10 protein-coding genes, 1 tRNA gene and 1 pseudogene are annotated in these 14,537 nt (G+C 61.2%); 6 read left to right on the top strand and 6 right to left on the bottom strand.

The window, feature by feature from the left end; all coding sequences use genetic code 11:
* Window positions 1-39: 39 nt before the first annotated feature.
* Both smpB and dapA read right to left on the bottom strand, forming a co-directional pair.
* Complete coding sequence (gene smpB, locus ACVTFQ_RS04350) at window positions 40-519, bottom strand: SsrA-binding protein SmpB (protein ID WP_018898818.1); 480 nt, start codon at window positions 517-519, stop codon at window positions 40-42.
* Window positions 520-631: 112 nt separating this feature from the next.
* Window positions 632-1,516 (bottom strand): 4-hydroxy-tetrahydrodipicolinate synthase, encoded by an 885-nt coding sequence (gene dapA / locus ACVTFQ_RS04345; RefSeq protein WP_111561071.1) that lies wholly within the window; start codon window positions 1,514-1,516, stop codon window positions 632-634.
* A 216-nt stretch (window positions 1,517-1,732) separates the two neighbouring features.
* On the opposite strand from dapA, the gene ACVTFQ_RS04340 reads away from it, so the two are divergent.
* Both ACVTFQ_RS04340 and ACVTFQ_RS04335 read left to right on the top strand, forming a co-directional pair.
* Entirely contained in the window at window positions 1,733-3,808 is a 2,076-nt protein-coding gene (locus ACVTFQ_RS04340; RefSeq protein WP_111561070.1) for a lytic transglycosylase domain-containing protein, read from the top strand.
* A 59-nt stretch (window positions 3,809-3,867) separates the two neighbouring features.
* On the top strand, window positions 3,868-4,761 hold the full coding sequence (locus ACVTFQ_RS04335) for an alpha/beta fold hydrolase (RefSeq protein WP_111561069.1): 894 nt from the start codon (window positions 3,868-3,870) through the stop codon (window positions 4,759-4,761).
* Between the two features lie 119 nt (window positions 4,762-4,880).
* Here the strand turns inward: ACVTFQ_RS04335 and ACVTFQ_RS04330 are convergent, their stop codons facing one another.
* The 4 genes and pseudogenes from ACVTFQ_RS04330 to ACVTFQ_RS04315 form a co-directional block, all read right to left on the bottom strand.
* On the bottom strand, window positions 4,881-5,930 hold the full coding sequence (locus tag ACVTFQ_RS04330) for a porin (RefSeq protein WP_047513658.1): 1,050 nt from the start codon (window positions 5,928-5,930) through the stop codon (window positions 4,881-4,883).
* Between the two features lie 626 nt (window positions 5,931-6,556).
* Window positions 6,557-6,646: transfer RNA gene (locus ACVTFQ_RS04325), tRNA-Ser, on the bottom strand.
* A gap of 81 nt (window positions 6,647-6,727) precedes the next feature.
* Window positions 6,728-7,945 (bottom strand): NAD(P)/FAD-dependent oxidoreductase, encoded by a 1,218-nt coding sequence (locus ACVTFQ_RS04320; RefSeq protein ID WP_111561068.1) that lies wholly within the window; start codon window positions 7,943-7,945, stop codon window positions 6,728-6,730.
* Between the two features lie 78 nt (window positions 7,946-8,023).
* Window positions 8,024-8,215: pseudogene (locus ACVTFQ_RS04315) on the bottom strand (Gfo/Idh/MocA family oxidoreductase); the annotation flags it as partial.
* A gap of 219 nt (window positions 8,216-8,434) precedes the next feature.
* Here ACVTFQ_RS04315 and ACVTFQ_RS04310 point away from each other — a divergent pair.
* From ACVTFQ_RS04310 to iolE, 4 genes are all read left to right on the top strand, one after another.
* Window positions 8,435-9,310 (top strand): MurR/RpiR family transcriptional regulator, encoded by an 876-nt coding sequence (locus ACVTFQ_RS04310; protein WP_047513501.1) that lies wholly within the window; start codon window positions 8,435-8,437, stop codon window positions 9,308-9,310.
* A 92-nt stretch (window positions 9,311-9,402) separates the two neighbouring features.
* Window positions 9,403-11,343 carry a bifunctional 5-dehydro-2-deoxygluconokinase/5-dehydro-2-deoxyphosphogluconate aldolase gene (locus ACVTFQ_RS04305; protein WP_470423675.1) on the top strand — a complete coding sequence of 647 codons (1,941 nt, stop codon included), beginning with the start codon at window positions 9,403-9,405 and terminating at the stop codon, window positions 11,341-11,343.
* Window positions 11,344-11,430: 87 nt separating this feature from the next.
* The gene (gene iolD / locus ACVTFQ_RS04300) at window positions 11,431-13,281 is read left to right on the top strand and encodes a 3D-(3,5/4)-trihydroxycyclohexane-1,2-dione acylhydrolase (decyclizing) (protein ID WP_111561066.1); all 1,851 of its coding nucleotides are present in this window, start codon (window positions 11,431-11,433) and stop codon (window positions 13,279-13,281) included.
* A gap of 206 nt (window positions 13,282-13,487) precedes the next feature.
* On the top strand, window positions 13,488-14,405 hold the full coding sequence (iolE, locus tag ACVTFQ_RS04295) for a myo-inosose-2 dehydratase (protein WP_111561065.1): 918 nt from the start codon (window positions 13,488-13,490) through the stop codon (window positions 14,403-14,405).
* Window positions 14,406-14,537: the final 132 nt, after the last annotated feature.

The raw sequence follows: 14,537 nt of genomic DNA, 5'->3' as shown, positions 1-14,537 counted from the left end.
GCGGCAATTGCCGCGGTTTTGATTCAGGCGGCTATTTGATCAGCCATTGTCCTTGAGAAGCCGGCTCTTCTGCCGGTTCCAATCGCGCTCTTTTTCAGACTCGCGCTTGTCGTGCAGCTTCTTGCCCTTGGCGAGCGCCAGCTCCATCTTCGCGCGGCCGCGATCGTTGAAATAGATCTTCAACGGGATGAGCGTCATGCCTTCGCGATTGATGCCGGCGCGCAGACGGTTGATCTCGCGGCCCGACAGCAACAGCTTGCGGCGGCGGCGCGGCTCGTGGTTGAAGCGGTTGGCCTGCAAATATTCCGGCAGATAGGAATTGATCAGCCAGATCTCGCCACCCTCGTCCGATGCGTAGGATTCGGCGATATTGGCCTTGCCCTCGCGCAGCGATTTGACCTCGGTGCCCATCAGCACCAAGCCAGCCTCGTAGGTATCGACGATCTCGTAGTTGTAGCGCGCCTTGCGGTTTTCGGCGACGATCTTCTTGACGACGCGCTGGCTGCCTTTGGGGGCCATGACAAATTCCAATTGCTCGGGGGCGCGATATCCGCGCCCGCACTTCTCGGCTTTATGTAGAGGCGCGGCCCATCTTTGTGAAGGCCGCGCGTTTTATCAGTTCAGCAGCCTATCAGTTCAGAAGGCCGGCGTGGCGCAGCGCCGCATCGAGTGCCGCTTCCGTGCTTGCCTCCAGCGAGGAGACGAGCGGCGAGCGTACGGTGCGGTTCATGCCGCGAATCTTCGACAGGCCGTACTTGGCGCCACAGAGGCCCGGCTCCAGGAAGATCGCCTTGTGCAGCGGCATCAGGCGGTCCTGATATTCGAGCGCCTTCGTGAAATCGCCAGCTAGGGTCGCGGCCTGGAACTCGGCACAGAGGCGCGGAGCGACATTGGCCGTGACCGAAATGCAGCCGACGCCGCCATGGGCGTTGAAGCCGAGCGCGGTTGCGTCTTCGCCGGAGAGCTGACGGAAATCCTTGCCGCAGGTGATGCGCTGTTCGGAAACGCGCTCGATCTTGCCGGTGGCATCCTTGACGCCGACGATATTGCCGTATGCCTTCGCAAGCGCGCCCATGGTTTCCGGCGTCATGTCGATGACCGAGCGGCCCGGAATATTGTAGATGTAGATCGGCAGCTTGATGGCTTCGGCGATCGCCGCGAAATGGGCGTAGAGGCCCTTCTGTGTCGGCTTGTTGTAATAGGGCGTGACGACGAGAACCGCATCGGCACCGGCCTTTTCGGCGTGCTGCGCAAGTTCGACGGCTTCGCGGGTGTTGTTGGAGCCGGCGCCAGCCATGACGGGAACGCGCTTGGCGGCGGCCTCGATACAGAGTTCGACCACGCGTTTGTGTTCGGCATGCGACAGGGTCGGCGATTCGCCGGTCGTTCCGACTGGAACGAGACCGCTGCTGCCTTCCTTGATCTGCCAGTCGACATGGGAGGCGAAGGCCGCTTCATCGACAAGGCCAGCATCGGTGAAAGGCGTGACGAGTGCGGGAATGGATCCCTGGAACATGCAGAACTCCTTACGACCGCAATCCATGCTTCGGCCGCATTCCTTGAATACGAAGGAGCGCACCATAGTGCGCCAAAAAGGGTCCGACAAGCGTACAGAGCTTCGTTGCAACAAATTCCGATCGCAAATGTGAATGAAATTGAAGGGCTTCGGTAAGGTTTCGTTAATATGCGTCCCAGCAAATGTATGGACGCGTTTCCATTGCGAGTATCCCTGATGAAGAGAGCTGTCCTGATCCTGTCCGCGCTCGGCCTGACGGCCGCCGCATGGGGCGCATTTGCCGCGCAGCTCCCAGGCCAGGACGCGCCCGTTCCCGACGTCCGGCCGATCGGCTACATGCCGCAGACCTCGCTGCCGGAATCGATGACAACGGGCGCGATCCCGCGAAGCCAGGCAATCGCCCCCGTCAACAGCGACCTGAAGACCGGCCTCGACGCGCTATCCGCGAAGGACCCGATGCAGGCGATTTCGATCCGCGACGGCATGGCGCAGGGCACGCTCGACCGTCACATCCTGACCTGGGCGATCGCTGTCTCGGGACAGAAGGGCGTACCCTCAGTCGAGATCGCCACCGCTGCCCAGGAATTGAAGGGCTGGCCCGGGCTGGCAAAGCTCAGGATATACTCCGAACGTGCGCTCTATGGCGAAAACCCCTCGCCTTCAGCGGTTCTCGCGGCCTTCGGCGAAACCGCTCCGGAAACGACGTCAGGCGCGATGATCCTGTCGCGCGCGCTGGTCGCCACCGGCAAGCAGCAGCAGGCGGCGAAATATATGCGCAAGGTCTGGCGCGGCGAGACGCTGGACAAAGCCACGGAAGACAAGATCCTGGCCGAGTTCGCAGGCTTGCTGACGGTTGCCGATCACAAGGCGCGCATGGAATACTTGATGTATCGCAATCGCACGGCGCAGGCCAAGCGCTTCGGCGATCTCGGGCAGGCGCAATCGCTCTACAAGGCATGGGAAGCCGTCGCCAACAAGGCGCCGAACGCGGGCGCGCTTCTTGCCGGCGTCGATGGAAAATGGAACGGCGATCCGGGCTATCTCTTCGCGCGCATCGAATATCTGCGCAAGCAGGAGAAGTATCCGGAGGCCGCCAAGCTTCTGCACCAGATGCCGCGCGACCGCGACGAGCTCGTCAATGCCGGCGAATGGTGGAACGAGCAGCGCATCGTCAGCCGTGGGCTGGTCGATCAGGGACAGTTCAAGCTCGCCTATGGCATCGTTTCGAAATACGCGGCGACGACGCCGACCGATATCGTCGAGGCAGAGTTTCATGCCGGCTGGTACGCGCTGCGCGGGCTGCAGGACCCGACAACGGCCCAGACCCATTTCCGCAAGATTCTGGATTTCTCCAACGGTCCGATTTCCGTGTCGCGCGCCTATTACTGGATGGGACGCTCGGCAGAAGCCGGCGGCGCCGGCAAGGCCGCAGAGTTCTACGCCAAGGCCGCGGGCTATCCGACCACCTTCTACGGCCAGCTTGCCGGCGAGAAGCTCGGCCGCAAGACGATCAATGTCAGCTACCCCTCGCCCAGCCCGGCGGACCGTCAGCGCTATCAGGCGCGCGAGGCTGTGCAGGCTATCGCCCGCCTCGACGCAGCCGGCCATGGCTGGCGGGCGAATGCGCTTTATCTGGCGCTCGGCGAACAGATGCAGAGCCCCGGCGAACTCGCGATCCTCTCCGCGCAGGCCGAGCGCTCTGGCGACCATCATTTGTCGCTGCAGATCGGCAAGAGCGCCTATGCGCGCGGCGTCGATGTCGCGGCGCTGGCTTTCCCGATCGGCGTCATTCCCGGCACCGCCAACATCTCGGGCTCCGGCAAGGCGCTCGCTTATGCAATCGCCCGCCAGGAGAGCGCCTTCAATCCGACGGCTGTCTCCATCGCCGATGCGCGCGGCCTGCTGCAGATCCTGCCCGGAACGGCCAAGGCCGTCGCCAAGCGCCACAACATCGCCTATTCCAAGGACAAGCTGACTGCGGATGCCGGCTACAACGCGACGCTCGGCGCGCATTATCTCGGCGAGCAGATCGACGCCTTCGGCGGCTCCTACATCATGACCTTCATCGCCTACAATGCGGGGCCGAAGCGCGTTCCTGAATGGATCGGCCGCTACGGCGATCCGCGCGGCAAATCGATCGATGCCGTCGTCGACTGGATCGAGCGCATCCCCTTCCCCGAAACGCGTAACTATGTGCAGCGGGTGATGGAGAATTACGAGGTCTACAAGGCCCGCCTCGGCCAGCCGGCCAGCATCCAGCAGGACCTGATCGGCGGACGCAACGCGTCCTAAAGCGCCGTTTGCCTGCTGGTGCAGCGCAGGCTAGTCTCTCGTCAAAGCGGGGAGAGACGATGGACGATACCGACAGCCAAGCCTTTAAGGACCGGACTTTCATATCCAGCGATGGCCTGACGCTGCATCTGCGGGACTATGATCCACCCGCTGAGGCAACCGAAGACACGCTGCCGGTGATCTGTCTTCCTGGGCTCACGCGGAATTCGCGCGACTTCCACGCGCTGGCGCTGGTCCTGTCGCGGGATCCGGTTGCTCCACGACGGGTGATTGCTCTCGACTACCGAGGGCGCGGCCTCTCCGACTGGGACGAGAACAAGGCCAACTACAACCTCGCCGTCGAAGCCCGTGATGTCATCGAAGCCTGCGCCTATCTGAACATCGGCCGCGCCGCCTTCATCGGCACATCGCGCGGCGGGCTGATCCTGCACCTGCTTGCGGGAATGAACCCCGATCTGATTGCCGCAGTGGTCCTTAATGATATCGGTCCGATTATCGAGGCTGGAGGATTGATGAAGATCCGCGACGATCTCAACGCCGCACGGCTTCCGAGCGATATGGAAGAGGCGGCCGCGCTGCTGAAGCTGCGGCATAGCGCCGAATTCCCTGCCCTTTCGGATAGCGACTGGGCGGAGATGGCGACGGCAATCTTTCGCGACGTCGATGGTCAGCTCGTACCCGATGTCGATCCCGCGATTGCCAGGCAGCTGTTGTCTATCGATTTCACCAAGCCGGTGCCGGACCTCTGGGCGCAATATGAGAGTTTTGCACGCCTGCCCCTGATGGTGGTTCGCGGGAAGAATTCGGCATTGCTTTCCGAGGGCATGCTAACAGCGATGGCTGATAGGCATTCCAATATCAGGATCGTTAGAGTTCCCGGCCAAGGCCACCCGCCCTTGCTGCATTCAGAGCCGGCGCTCCAGAGCATCCGGACTTTTCTGACGGCGACATAGCGCTCCGATCCGAACCTTCAGACGACAAGCTTTCCAGTGCAACTTGCACGCCGCCAAGAATGCAAAAAGCCCGGTTCATGCGAACCGGGCTTTCCTGATTAGACCGAAGTCAGATCAGATTAGAATGCACGCTGCAGACGGAAGTAACCCGACCAGTTGTCGTCGTCGTTCGTCGCCGACGTGTGGTCCTGCCACTGTACCGAAGCCTTAGCGTAGAAGTTTTCTACGATCTGGTAGTCAAGCGTTACGCCAGCCTTCCAGATGTCCTGATCCGAGAAGTCGGTGGTGGTGGTGAAACGACCGCCAGATACGTAACCACCGTTGCGGTAGTTGTCGAAGTACTGAACACCGGGGGTGATCTTCAGCTTGTCGGTTGCCTGGATGGCGTATTCAGCAGCAATCGTCCACTCCGACTCTTCGTAGTAGGCGTTCGGGCCAGAAGCCCAAGCAGCTGCGAGGCCGAGGGTGCCCGGACCAACTGCAACCGTAGCCATACCGCGGATTGCACCTTCTTCGGTATCCGTGTCGTAGCCGCCGATCAGCTGGTAGCTGAATGCGCCAGCCTTGCCACCGATACCAGCAGCGATACCAACGTTGTTCGCGGATTCACCGAGGCTCGAGTGGATGCTGTCTTCCAGTTCGTCAACCGAGATACCGGCGTAGAAGTCGCCAGACTCATACTGGTAACGAATGGAGTTGTGCAGGGTCGGGCCAGAAGCAAGCGAGTCGGTTTCGCCAGAGAGACCATCGTCCCACCAGCTGTAGAACAGACCAGCGCGGAAGCCGGCGATGTCGATGTAAGCAGAGTCGAGGTAGGAAGACTGCTGCGTAGCGTTGTCAGCGTCCGTCTGCAGAACGATAACGCCGGTCAGCGGACCGTACTCGGTGTCGCTCTTAGCCGTGAACTGAACCTGGCCGCGAGTGAACGAATCCCAGTCAGACGTACCGGAAGCATCCTTGCCAGCATCAACCTGGAAACGGATGTAACCGTTGATCTTCAGGCAGGTTTCCGTGCCCGGGATGTAGAAGTAGCCGGTGCCGTATGCGTCGCAAACGCGAACGTATTCTACTGCTTCCGGTTCAGCTGCAACAATCGCGTCAGCAGCCTGAGCGCCGGATACAACTGCCAGGGCAGCTGCGGAGCCGAGAAGTAGGCTCTTGATGTTCATATTGACCTCCAATTCAAAGTTTCAATCGGATCCGGGTTTTCGCCGTTTTGGCAGCGTTCCCTGCCCCGTCACCGTGTTTCAAGAAGTCGGACGATCAACCGCCCTCGCTTCCGAAGTTGAAAATACAAGACCCGGCCTGTCACGCAATCACCAACTTGTTCGATTGGGGGATTTACGACAGCCTTCCGTATGCGCTGTTGCTGAAAGGTCACAAATACGACATGCGGCCATTCCGTTTGTTTATACTTCGTTAAGAAAGCCCTGGTTTTGCGGGGGTTTAGTGCCAACCGACAGCACGGCAAAACCCGGCGATGTGCCACATTGGTACCGTTTTCCGGCCGGATTCGGCGGGATAGCCAAGGATTTTAGCAGGTGAATGAATAAGTGGCGTGACAGATCAGCAGAGACGCCTATGCGGAATCGCTTGCGGAGCGTCCGATGATTCTCGAAGCGATTCTGTGCGGCGCTGTCATCGTCGTGTCATGGAGATGACGACAAGGTCCGCGGCGCGCAGAGATGCGCGCGCGACCAAGTAGGTTCGACGCAAAATCACTGAAGTGTCTGTTTGGAAAAATCGCTCGACTAAGGAGCAGTACCCATGCGTCCGTGTCGGACATTTGGGATGATGGCGGAGAAGATGGGATTCGAACCCACGATACCCTTCCGGGTATACTCCCTTAGCAGGGGAGCGCCTTCGACCACTCGGCCACCTCTCCGGTCGAGAGCCTGATAGAGTCATTCGCTGGGGGACGCAAGCGCTTTTCGGCTTTGTCCCTGAAGAAAAAGCCGGCTTATTTCTAAGCCAGCAATTGCTTCAGATCGGAAGACCCGTCGGCGAGGATCGACTTGTCGGGGTTTATGCCAAGTTCCAGCATCTTCTTGCCGCTGACATAGGCCTTGGCATCGTTAATCGCATCGACGGCGATGAACTTGCCTGATTTGAAGTACCAGATCGAATGCGCGCCTTCGCGCGCGCCAGGGCGCAGGAGCGTTTCGTCGTAGCCGAGATTGAAGCCGGCGATCTGCAGCTTCACATCATATTGATCGGACCAGAACCAGGGCTTCGGCTCGTAGGGCGCGTTGCCGCCTGCAATGATGGCGGCGGCCGCGTCGGCCTGATCGACGGCGTTCTGCACCGATTCGAGACGGATGCGCCCGCCCTGCCACGGGAGTGCCGCGCAATCTCCGGCCGCGAAGATTGATGGGTCGGAGGTGCGCGCGAATTCATCGACGACGATGCCGTTCGCAACCTCAAGGCCCGATTCCTTGGCGAGCTGGTCGTTCGGCGTCACGCCGATGCCAACGATGGCGAAATCGATATCGATGATCGAGCCATCGGAGAGTTCGGCGCCAACGAGCTTGCCGTCGCGGCCGATCAGATGTTTGAGGCCGGTCTTTTCGCGAATCTGCACGTCATGCTCTTCGTGGATGACGCGCATGATATCCGCGGTCTCCTTGGCGGCGACACGCTGCAGAATGCGGTCGGCCATTTCAATGACGGTGACTTCAAGGCCCAAATGGCGCGCGACGGCTGCGGCCTCAAGGCCGATATAACCGCCGCCTATAATAAGGACGCGGCGGCCGGGGCGCATTTCGGCGGCCAGAAGATCCGCGTCGCGCTTGTCGCGTGCGACATAGACGCCTTCGAGATCGCCACCGATCGCCGCCGGCAGGCCACGCGGCGTCGAGCCCGTCGTCAGCGCCAGGGTGCCATAGTCGATGGTGGAGCCATCCTGGAGCACGACCTGCTTCTTGTCGCGCTTGATCTGCTCGACCCATGTAGAGAGACGAATCTCAACATCATTGTCTGCGAACCACTGCTCGGGGCGAAACAGCAGGCGGTCGAAGCTCATTTCGCCGAGCAGATACTTCTTGGTGAGTGGCGGGCGCTGATAAGGCAGCACATCCTCGGCGCCAAGAATGGTGATGGGCCTGGTATCCTTGAGCGCACGAAGCTTGGCCGCCATTGCAAAGCCTGCCTGACCTGCGCCGATAATCACCAATCTGTCCGTCACGATATCACTCCCGCATTCACTGTATCGAGCAAAGGCCTATCCCCTGCCCCTTGCGTCGTCAACCGGAGCGGAGCGCCGTCAGGCGATCTCGATCCAGCGGCGCTGGTGATAGGACTCTGCCATGGCGTGAACAGACTTTTCTATCCTAAGACCGTCTTCGAATGTGACGATCACCGACGGCTCACCGGAAATCGCACGAATGAGTTCGCGGTATTCGATGATCTTCAGATCGTTGAAGCCGAGGCCGTGACCTGGCGCAGGAATGAACCGGCCAACGCCCAATGACTTCATGATATCCTCCCGCTTCGACCATGATTTGGAATGCTTGGACCATTTTGACAAGACTGGTGATCGAGCCAAGAAGCACGTGACAGCCATCAAACAGCGGAAATGGCTCGATATTCCCCGAATAAAAAACAAATATGCCCGGGATTGGAAATCATCTATGGTCGGGAAACTGGAATATACGTTTCATTTTCGGATCAACACATGGACAACGACCCCAAGGCCCCCTCTCGCGTTCCGAGGGATTTCGAGAGCCTGCGCAGCACGATCATCGAGCGCAAGGCGACCATGCCGAAGCGCCTGGCGCAGGTGGCGGCTTTCGCGCTGGCCAATCCCGATGAAATCGCCTTCGGCACGACGGCAAGCATCGCGTCGGCTTCCGAGGTTCAGCCATCGACGCTGGTGCGGCTTGCGCATCATTTGGGATATGAGGGCTTTTCCGACCTGCAGAGCATATTTCGCGAGAGGCTGCGCGACCGGACGCTGACCTACGAAGAGCGGCTGGTGACGCTGGAGCAATCGGGCGGCGAGGACGAGGATGCCAATCTGCTTTCCGGCTTCATTTCGGCCGCCGGCCAATCGATCAACCGGCTGGCCGCGACCGTTCAGTCGGACACGTTCAGCAAGGCGGTCGATATTCTGGCGGCGGCCGATACCATCTATTTGATTGCCAAGCGCCGCTCCTATCCGCTGACGGCGCATATGAGCTACGCCTTCTCGAAGCTCAATATCCGTCACCAGATCGTCGCTTCTCCCAATGGCGTCGACCCCGAGACCGTCCAGTTCGCAACGCCCAAGGATGCGGCGATCGCGGCGAGTTTTTCGCCCTACGCTGCTGAAAGCCTCGGCCAGGCGGAGATGCTTAAGGAGCGTGGCGTGCCTGTCGTCGTCATCACCGATTCGGCTTTCTCGCCGCTCGCCACCAGCGCCGCCTGCTGGTTCGAAGTGGCGGAGGCCGATTTTGCCGGCTTCCGTTCGCTTTCCGCCTCGATGGCGCTGACCATGGCGCTGCCGGTGGCGATCGCCGAGCGGCGGCGAAAGCTGGGGCAGCCAAAATCCAAAAAAGCAAAAATGGAATAAACATTCTGAATTGACATTCAAACGGAACCGATGTTTCATTGATCAATATCACCGGCGGACATCCACGCCGGACTGAAAATGATCGGGAGGACATGATGGCACTAACTCAACCGGGCGCGAATCCGGGGCTGTCGCTTGATGTGATTACCATCGGCCGCTCTTCGGTCGATCTCTATGGCCAGCAGATCGGTTCCAAACTCGAAAACATCGCGTCCTTCGCCAAGTCTGTCGGCGGCTGCCCGGCGAATATCGCGATCGGCACGGCGCGCCTCGGTCTGAAGTCGGGGCTGATCACCCGCGTCGGCGATGAGCAGATGGGCCGCTTCATTCGTGAGCAATCGGCACGCGAGGGCGTTGCGACCGACGGCATCGTGACCGACAAAGAGCGGCTGACGGCGCTGGTGCTTCTGGCGGTCGAGGCCGAAGGCGTTTCGCCGATGATCTTTTACCGCTCCGACTGTGCCGACATGGCGCTCGAAGAAGGCGATATCGACGAGGCCTATATAAAGTCCTCGCGCGCGGTGCTGGTTTCGGGAACGCATTTCTCGCGGCCGAAGACGGAAGCGGCGCAGCGCAAGGCGATCCGTATCGCCAAGGCCAATGGCCGCAAGGTGATCTTCGATATCGATTATCGCCCGAACCTCTGGGGCCTTGCCGGCCATGCCGAAGGCTTCGAGCGCTATGTGAAATCGGACCGCGTATCCTCGAAGATGAAGGAGACGCTGCCGGATTGCGACCTGATCGTCGGCACGGAAGAGGAAATCCTGATTGCCTCGGGCGCCGACGACGTGCTCGGCGCGCTGAAGGAAATCCGCCGCCTGTCGTCCGCGACTATCGTCTTGAAGCGCGGCGCGATGGGCTGCATCGTCTATGACGGGCCGATCTCGGACGATCTCGAAGCCGGCATCGTCGGCGAAGGTTTCCCGATCGAGGTGTTTAACGTGCTCGGCGCGGGCGATGCCTTCATGTCCGGCTTCCTGCGGGGATGGCTGAAGGATGAGCCGCTGAAGACCTGCGCCACCTGGGCGAACGCCTGCGGTGCCTTTGCGGTCTCCCGCCTGCTCTGCTCGCCAGAATATCCGACCTGGGCGGAGCTCGACTTCTTCCTGAAGAACGGCAGCACGCATCGGGCGCTGCGCAAGGATGAGGCGATCAACCACATTCACTGGGCCTCGAACCGCAAGGGCGACATCCCGCTCCTCATGGCGCTCGCCATCGATCATCGCTCGCAGCTGACAAGCGTCTGCGACGAACTCGGCGTCGACTACAAGCAGATCGTCGCCTTCAAGCGGCTGGCGGTGGAAGCCGCCGCGCGCGTCGCCGATGGCCGCAGCGGCTATGGGATGCTGATCGACGAGCGCTTCGGGCGCGATGCCTTCTTCGACGCAGCGACCAAGAACTTCGCCTGGATCGGGCGGCCGGTCGAGCTGCCCGGCTCGAAGCCGCTGCGTTTCGAGTTCAGCCAAGATATCGGCTCGCAACTGGTCGAATGGCCGCTCGATCATTGCATCAAGTGCCTGTGCTTCTATCATCCCGACGATCCCGCAGAGCTGAAGACCGAACAGCAGGAGAAGCTGCGGACGCTATTCGAGGCGGCGCGCAAGGTTGGTCGCGAGCTGCTGGTCGAGATCATCGCCAGCAAGAACGGGCCGCTCACCGACGACACCATCTCGACAGCAATGGAAGAGCTCTATGCGCTCGGCATCAAGCCGGACTGGTGGAAGCTGGAACCGCAGGCATCGAGCGCGGCGTGGAAGAAGATCGATGCCGTCATCGCCAAGAACGACCCATGGTGCCGCGGCATCGTGCTGCTGGGGCTCGAGGCACCGGCGGACGAGCTGGTGAAGGGCTTCGAGGCGACGCTGGCGGCACCTTCGGTCAAGGGCTTTGCCGTGGGAAGGACGATCTTTTCGGATGCGGCGCGGGCCTGGCTGTCCGGCAAGATCAATGACGAGCAGGCGATATCGGACATGGCCGGACGCTTCCGTGAACTGACCGAAGCCTGGTTGAAAACACGCGGGCTAGGTTCTTAATTGCGAATAGACTTCTCCCCAACCCGGTGCGTTAGGCGAGGCGTTGGGGAGGGGAAAAACGGATACGAGAATTGCGGGAGGAGCCTTATGGGCAAGACTGTACGATTGACGATGGCGCAGGCCGTCACCCACTTTCTGAAGAAGCAGATGACCGTCATCGACGGCAAGACGGTGCCGATCTTCGGCGGCGTCTGGGCGATCTTCGGCCATGGCAATGTCGCGGGCATCGGTGAAGCGCTCTATCAGGTGCGCGGCGAGCTTAAGACCTATCGCGCCCATAACGAGCAGGGCATGGCGCATGCCGCGATCGCCTATGCCAAGGCGAGCTTCCGCCAGCGCTTCATGGCCTGCACGACATCGATCGGCCCTGGCGCGCTGAACATGGTGACGGCGGCGGGCGTGGCGCATGTCAACCGCATCCCCGTGCTCTTCCTCCCAGGCGACGTCTTCGCCAACCGCGCGCCGGATCCGGTGCTGCAGCAGATCGAGGATTTCGGCGACGGCACGGTTTCCGCCAACGACGCCTTCCGCCCGGTCTCGCGCTATTTCGACCGCATTACCCGGCCGGAACAGATCATCTCGGCGCTGAAGCGCGCCATGCAGGTGCTGACCGATCCATATGATTGCGGTCCGGTGACACTGTCGCTCTGCCAGGATGTTCAGGCGGAAGCTTTCGATTATCCAGAGAGCTTCTTCGAGGAGCGCATCTGGACCACGCGGCGCCCTCGCCCCGATGCGGACGAGCTGGCGAACGCCATCGCGCTGATCAAGAAGTCGGAAAAGCCTGTCATCATCGCCGGCGGCGGTGTGCTCTATTCGCAGGCGACGAAGGAACTCACCGATTTCGCGGATGCGCATGGCATTCCTGTCGTCGTCACGCAGGCCGGCAAGTCGGCGATCGACGAGCGGCATCCGCTGGCGCTCGGCTCGGTCGGGGTCACCGGCACGTCGGCCGCTAATGCGCTTGCGGAAGAAACCGATTTGCTGATCGCCGTCGGTACACGCTGCCAGGACTTCACCACCGGTTCATGGGCGCTGTTCAAGAATGAGAAGCTCTCCATCCTCGGCCTCAACATCGCCGCCTACGACGCCGTCAAGCATGACGGGCTTCCCCTGGTGGCGGATGCGCGCGAAGGTTTGAAGGCGATCTCCGAGGGTCTTGCCGGCTGGAAGGCTCCGGCAGTGCTTTCGGCGAAGGCCGAGAAGGAAAAGAAGATCTGGATGGAAGCCGCCGCCAAGGCGATGGCAACCACAAACGCTGCGCTGCCCTCCGACGCCCAGGTGATCGGCGCGGTCACCCGCACCATCGGCGGAGAGAACGCGATCGCGCTTTGCGCGGCCGGCGGTCTGCCTGGCGAACTCCACAAGCTCTGGCCGGCCACGGCGCCGGGCAGCTACCATATGGAATACGGCTTCTCCTGCATGGGTTACGAGATCGCGGGCGGCCTCGGCGCCAAGATGGCGCATCCCGACAAGGACGTCGTCGTCATGGTAGGCGATGGCTCCTACATGATGCTGAATTCAGAGCTCGCGACCTCGGTGATGCTGGGCCTGAAGCTCAACATCGTCGTCCTGGACAACCGCGGCTACGGCTGCATCAACCGTCTGCAGATGGGCACCGGCGGGGCCAACTTCAACAATCTGCTGAAGGACTCCTATTACGAGGTCATGCCCGACATCGACTTCCGCGCACATGCCGAAAGCATGGGGGCGATCGCGGTCAAGGTGTCCTCGATCGCCGAGCTTGAGCAGGCGATCATCGATTCGAAAAAGAACGACCGGACGTCGGTGTTCGTGATCGATACGGATCCGCTGATCACGACGGAGGCCGGTGGGCATTGGTGGGATGTGGCTGTGCCGGAGGTGAGTTCGCGCGAGGAGGTCAACAAGGCGCGCGCCAATTACATGAAGGCGCGCGAAGCGCAGCGGATTGGTTGATTTGAAGCTTTAGAGCAAGTGGCCCCCTCATCCGGCTGCCGCCACCTTCTCCCCGTTGGGGAGAAGAGAAACGTGGTGAGGCGCTCGCTCCATCTTCCCTTCTCCCCTCCGGGAGAAGGTGCCCGTAGGGTTCAGGTGCAAAAAGTTGCACCGGGGATGAGGGGGCCGCGCTCGCTGACTTTAGAGAATGACGAGGAGAAACAACAATGAAAGCCAAACTTGGCATGTCGCCCATCGCGTGGTGGAACGACGACCTTCCTGAGCTCAGCGACGACGTATCGCTGGAGGAATGCCTGCGCCAGTCGCGCGGCGCCGGTTTTACCGGCATGGAACAGGGGCGCCGGTTCCCGAATAATCCGCGGGAAATGCTGCCGATCCTGAAGGCGGCCGACGTGACGCTGTGCGGCGGATGGTTTTCCGGTACTCTGGTCGACGAGGAGCTTGCGGCCAACAAGGATCGCATCCAGCCGATGATCGAGCTCTTCAAGGCCGTCGATGCTCCCTGCATCGTTTATGGCGAAGTCGGCCGCTCGATCCAGGGCGACCGTTCCAAGCCGCTCGCCACCAAGCCGAAACTCTCCGACGACGAGATGAAGGCCTATGCCCGCAAGGTCACGCAGTTCGGCGAATGGTGCGCGGAACAGGGCATGCCGCTTTCCTACCACCATCACATGGCGGCCGTGGTCGAGACCGAGCCGGAGCTCGACGCCTTCATGCACAACTCGGGCGCCGGCATTCCGCTGCTGCTCGATGCCGGCCACCTTGCCTTTGCCGGCGGCGACGTGCTGCGCGCCATCGACAACCACCACGCCCGCATCAACCATGTCCACGTCAAGGACATCCGCAAGTCGGTGGTCGACGGTCTCGACCGCAGCAGGCAGTCCTTCCTCGATGCGGTGGCGCTCGGCGCCTTCACCGTGCCGGGCGACGGGTCGCTCGATTTCGGCGCGATCGTGAAGCGCTTCGCCGATTACGGCTATGAGGGCTGGTTCGTCGTCGAGGCCGAGCAGGACCCACGCAAGGCGCCGCCGCAGAAGATGGCGGAGATCGGTCACGCGGAACTGATGCGGGTGATGACGGCTGCCGGATATACGGTGGAGACGGAAGGGTTTCCGAAGGGGTAGTCTTACGCGAGAACGGTGGGTGGTATACCCCCCTCTGCCCTGCCGGGCATCTCCCCCACAGGTGGGGAGATTGGCTGGGCGCAACCGCTCCCTCTACCTTCAGTGTTTGGCGTAAACCTCACCGCATGTCGA

This window comes from Rhizobium sp. O111 (genome assembly GCF_055616315.1).
Note: the sequence above shows the minus strand (reverse complement) of the source record. Positions and strands in the feature narration are given on the sequence as shown.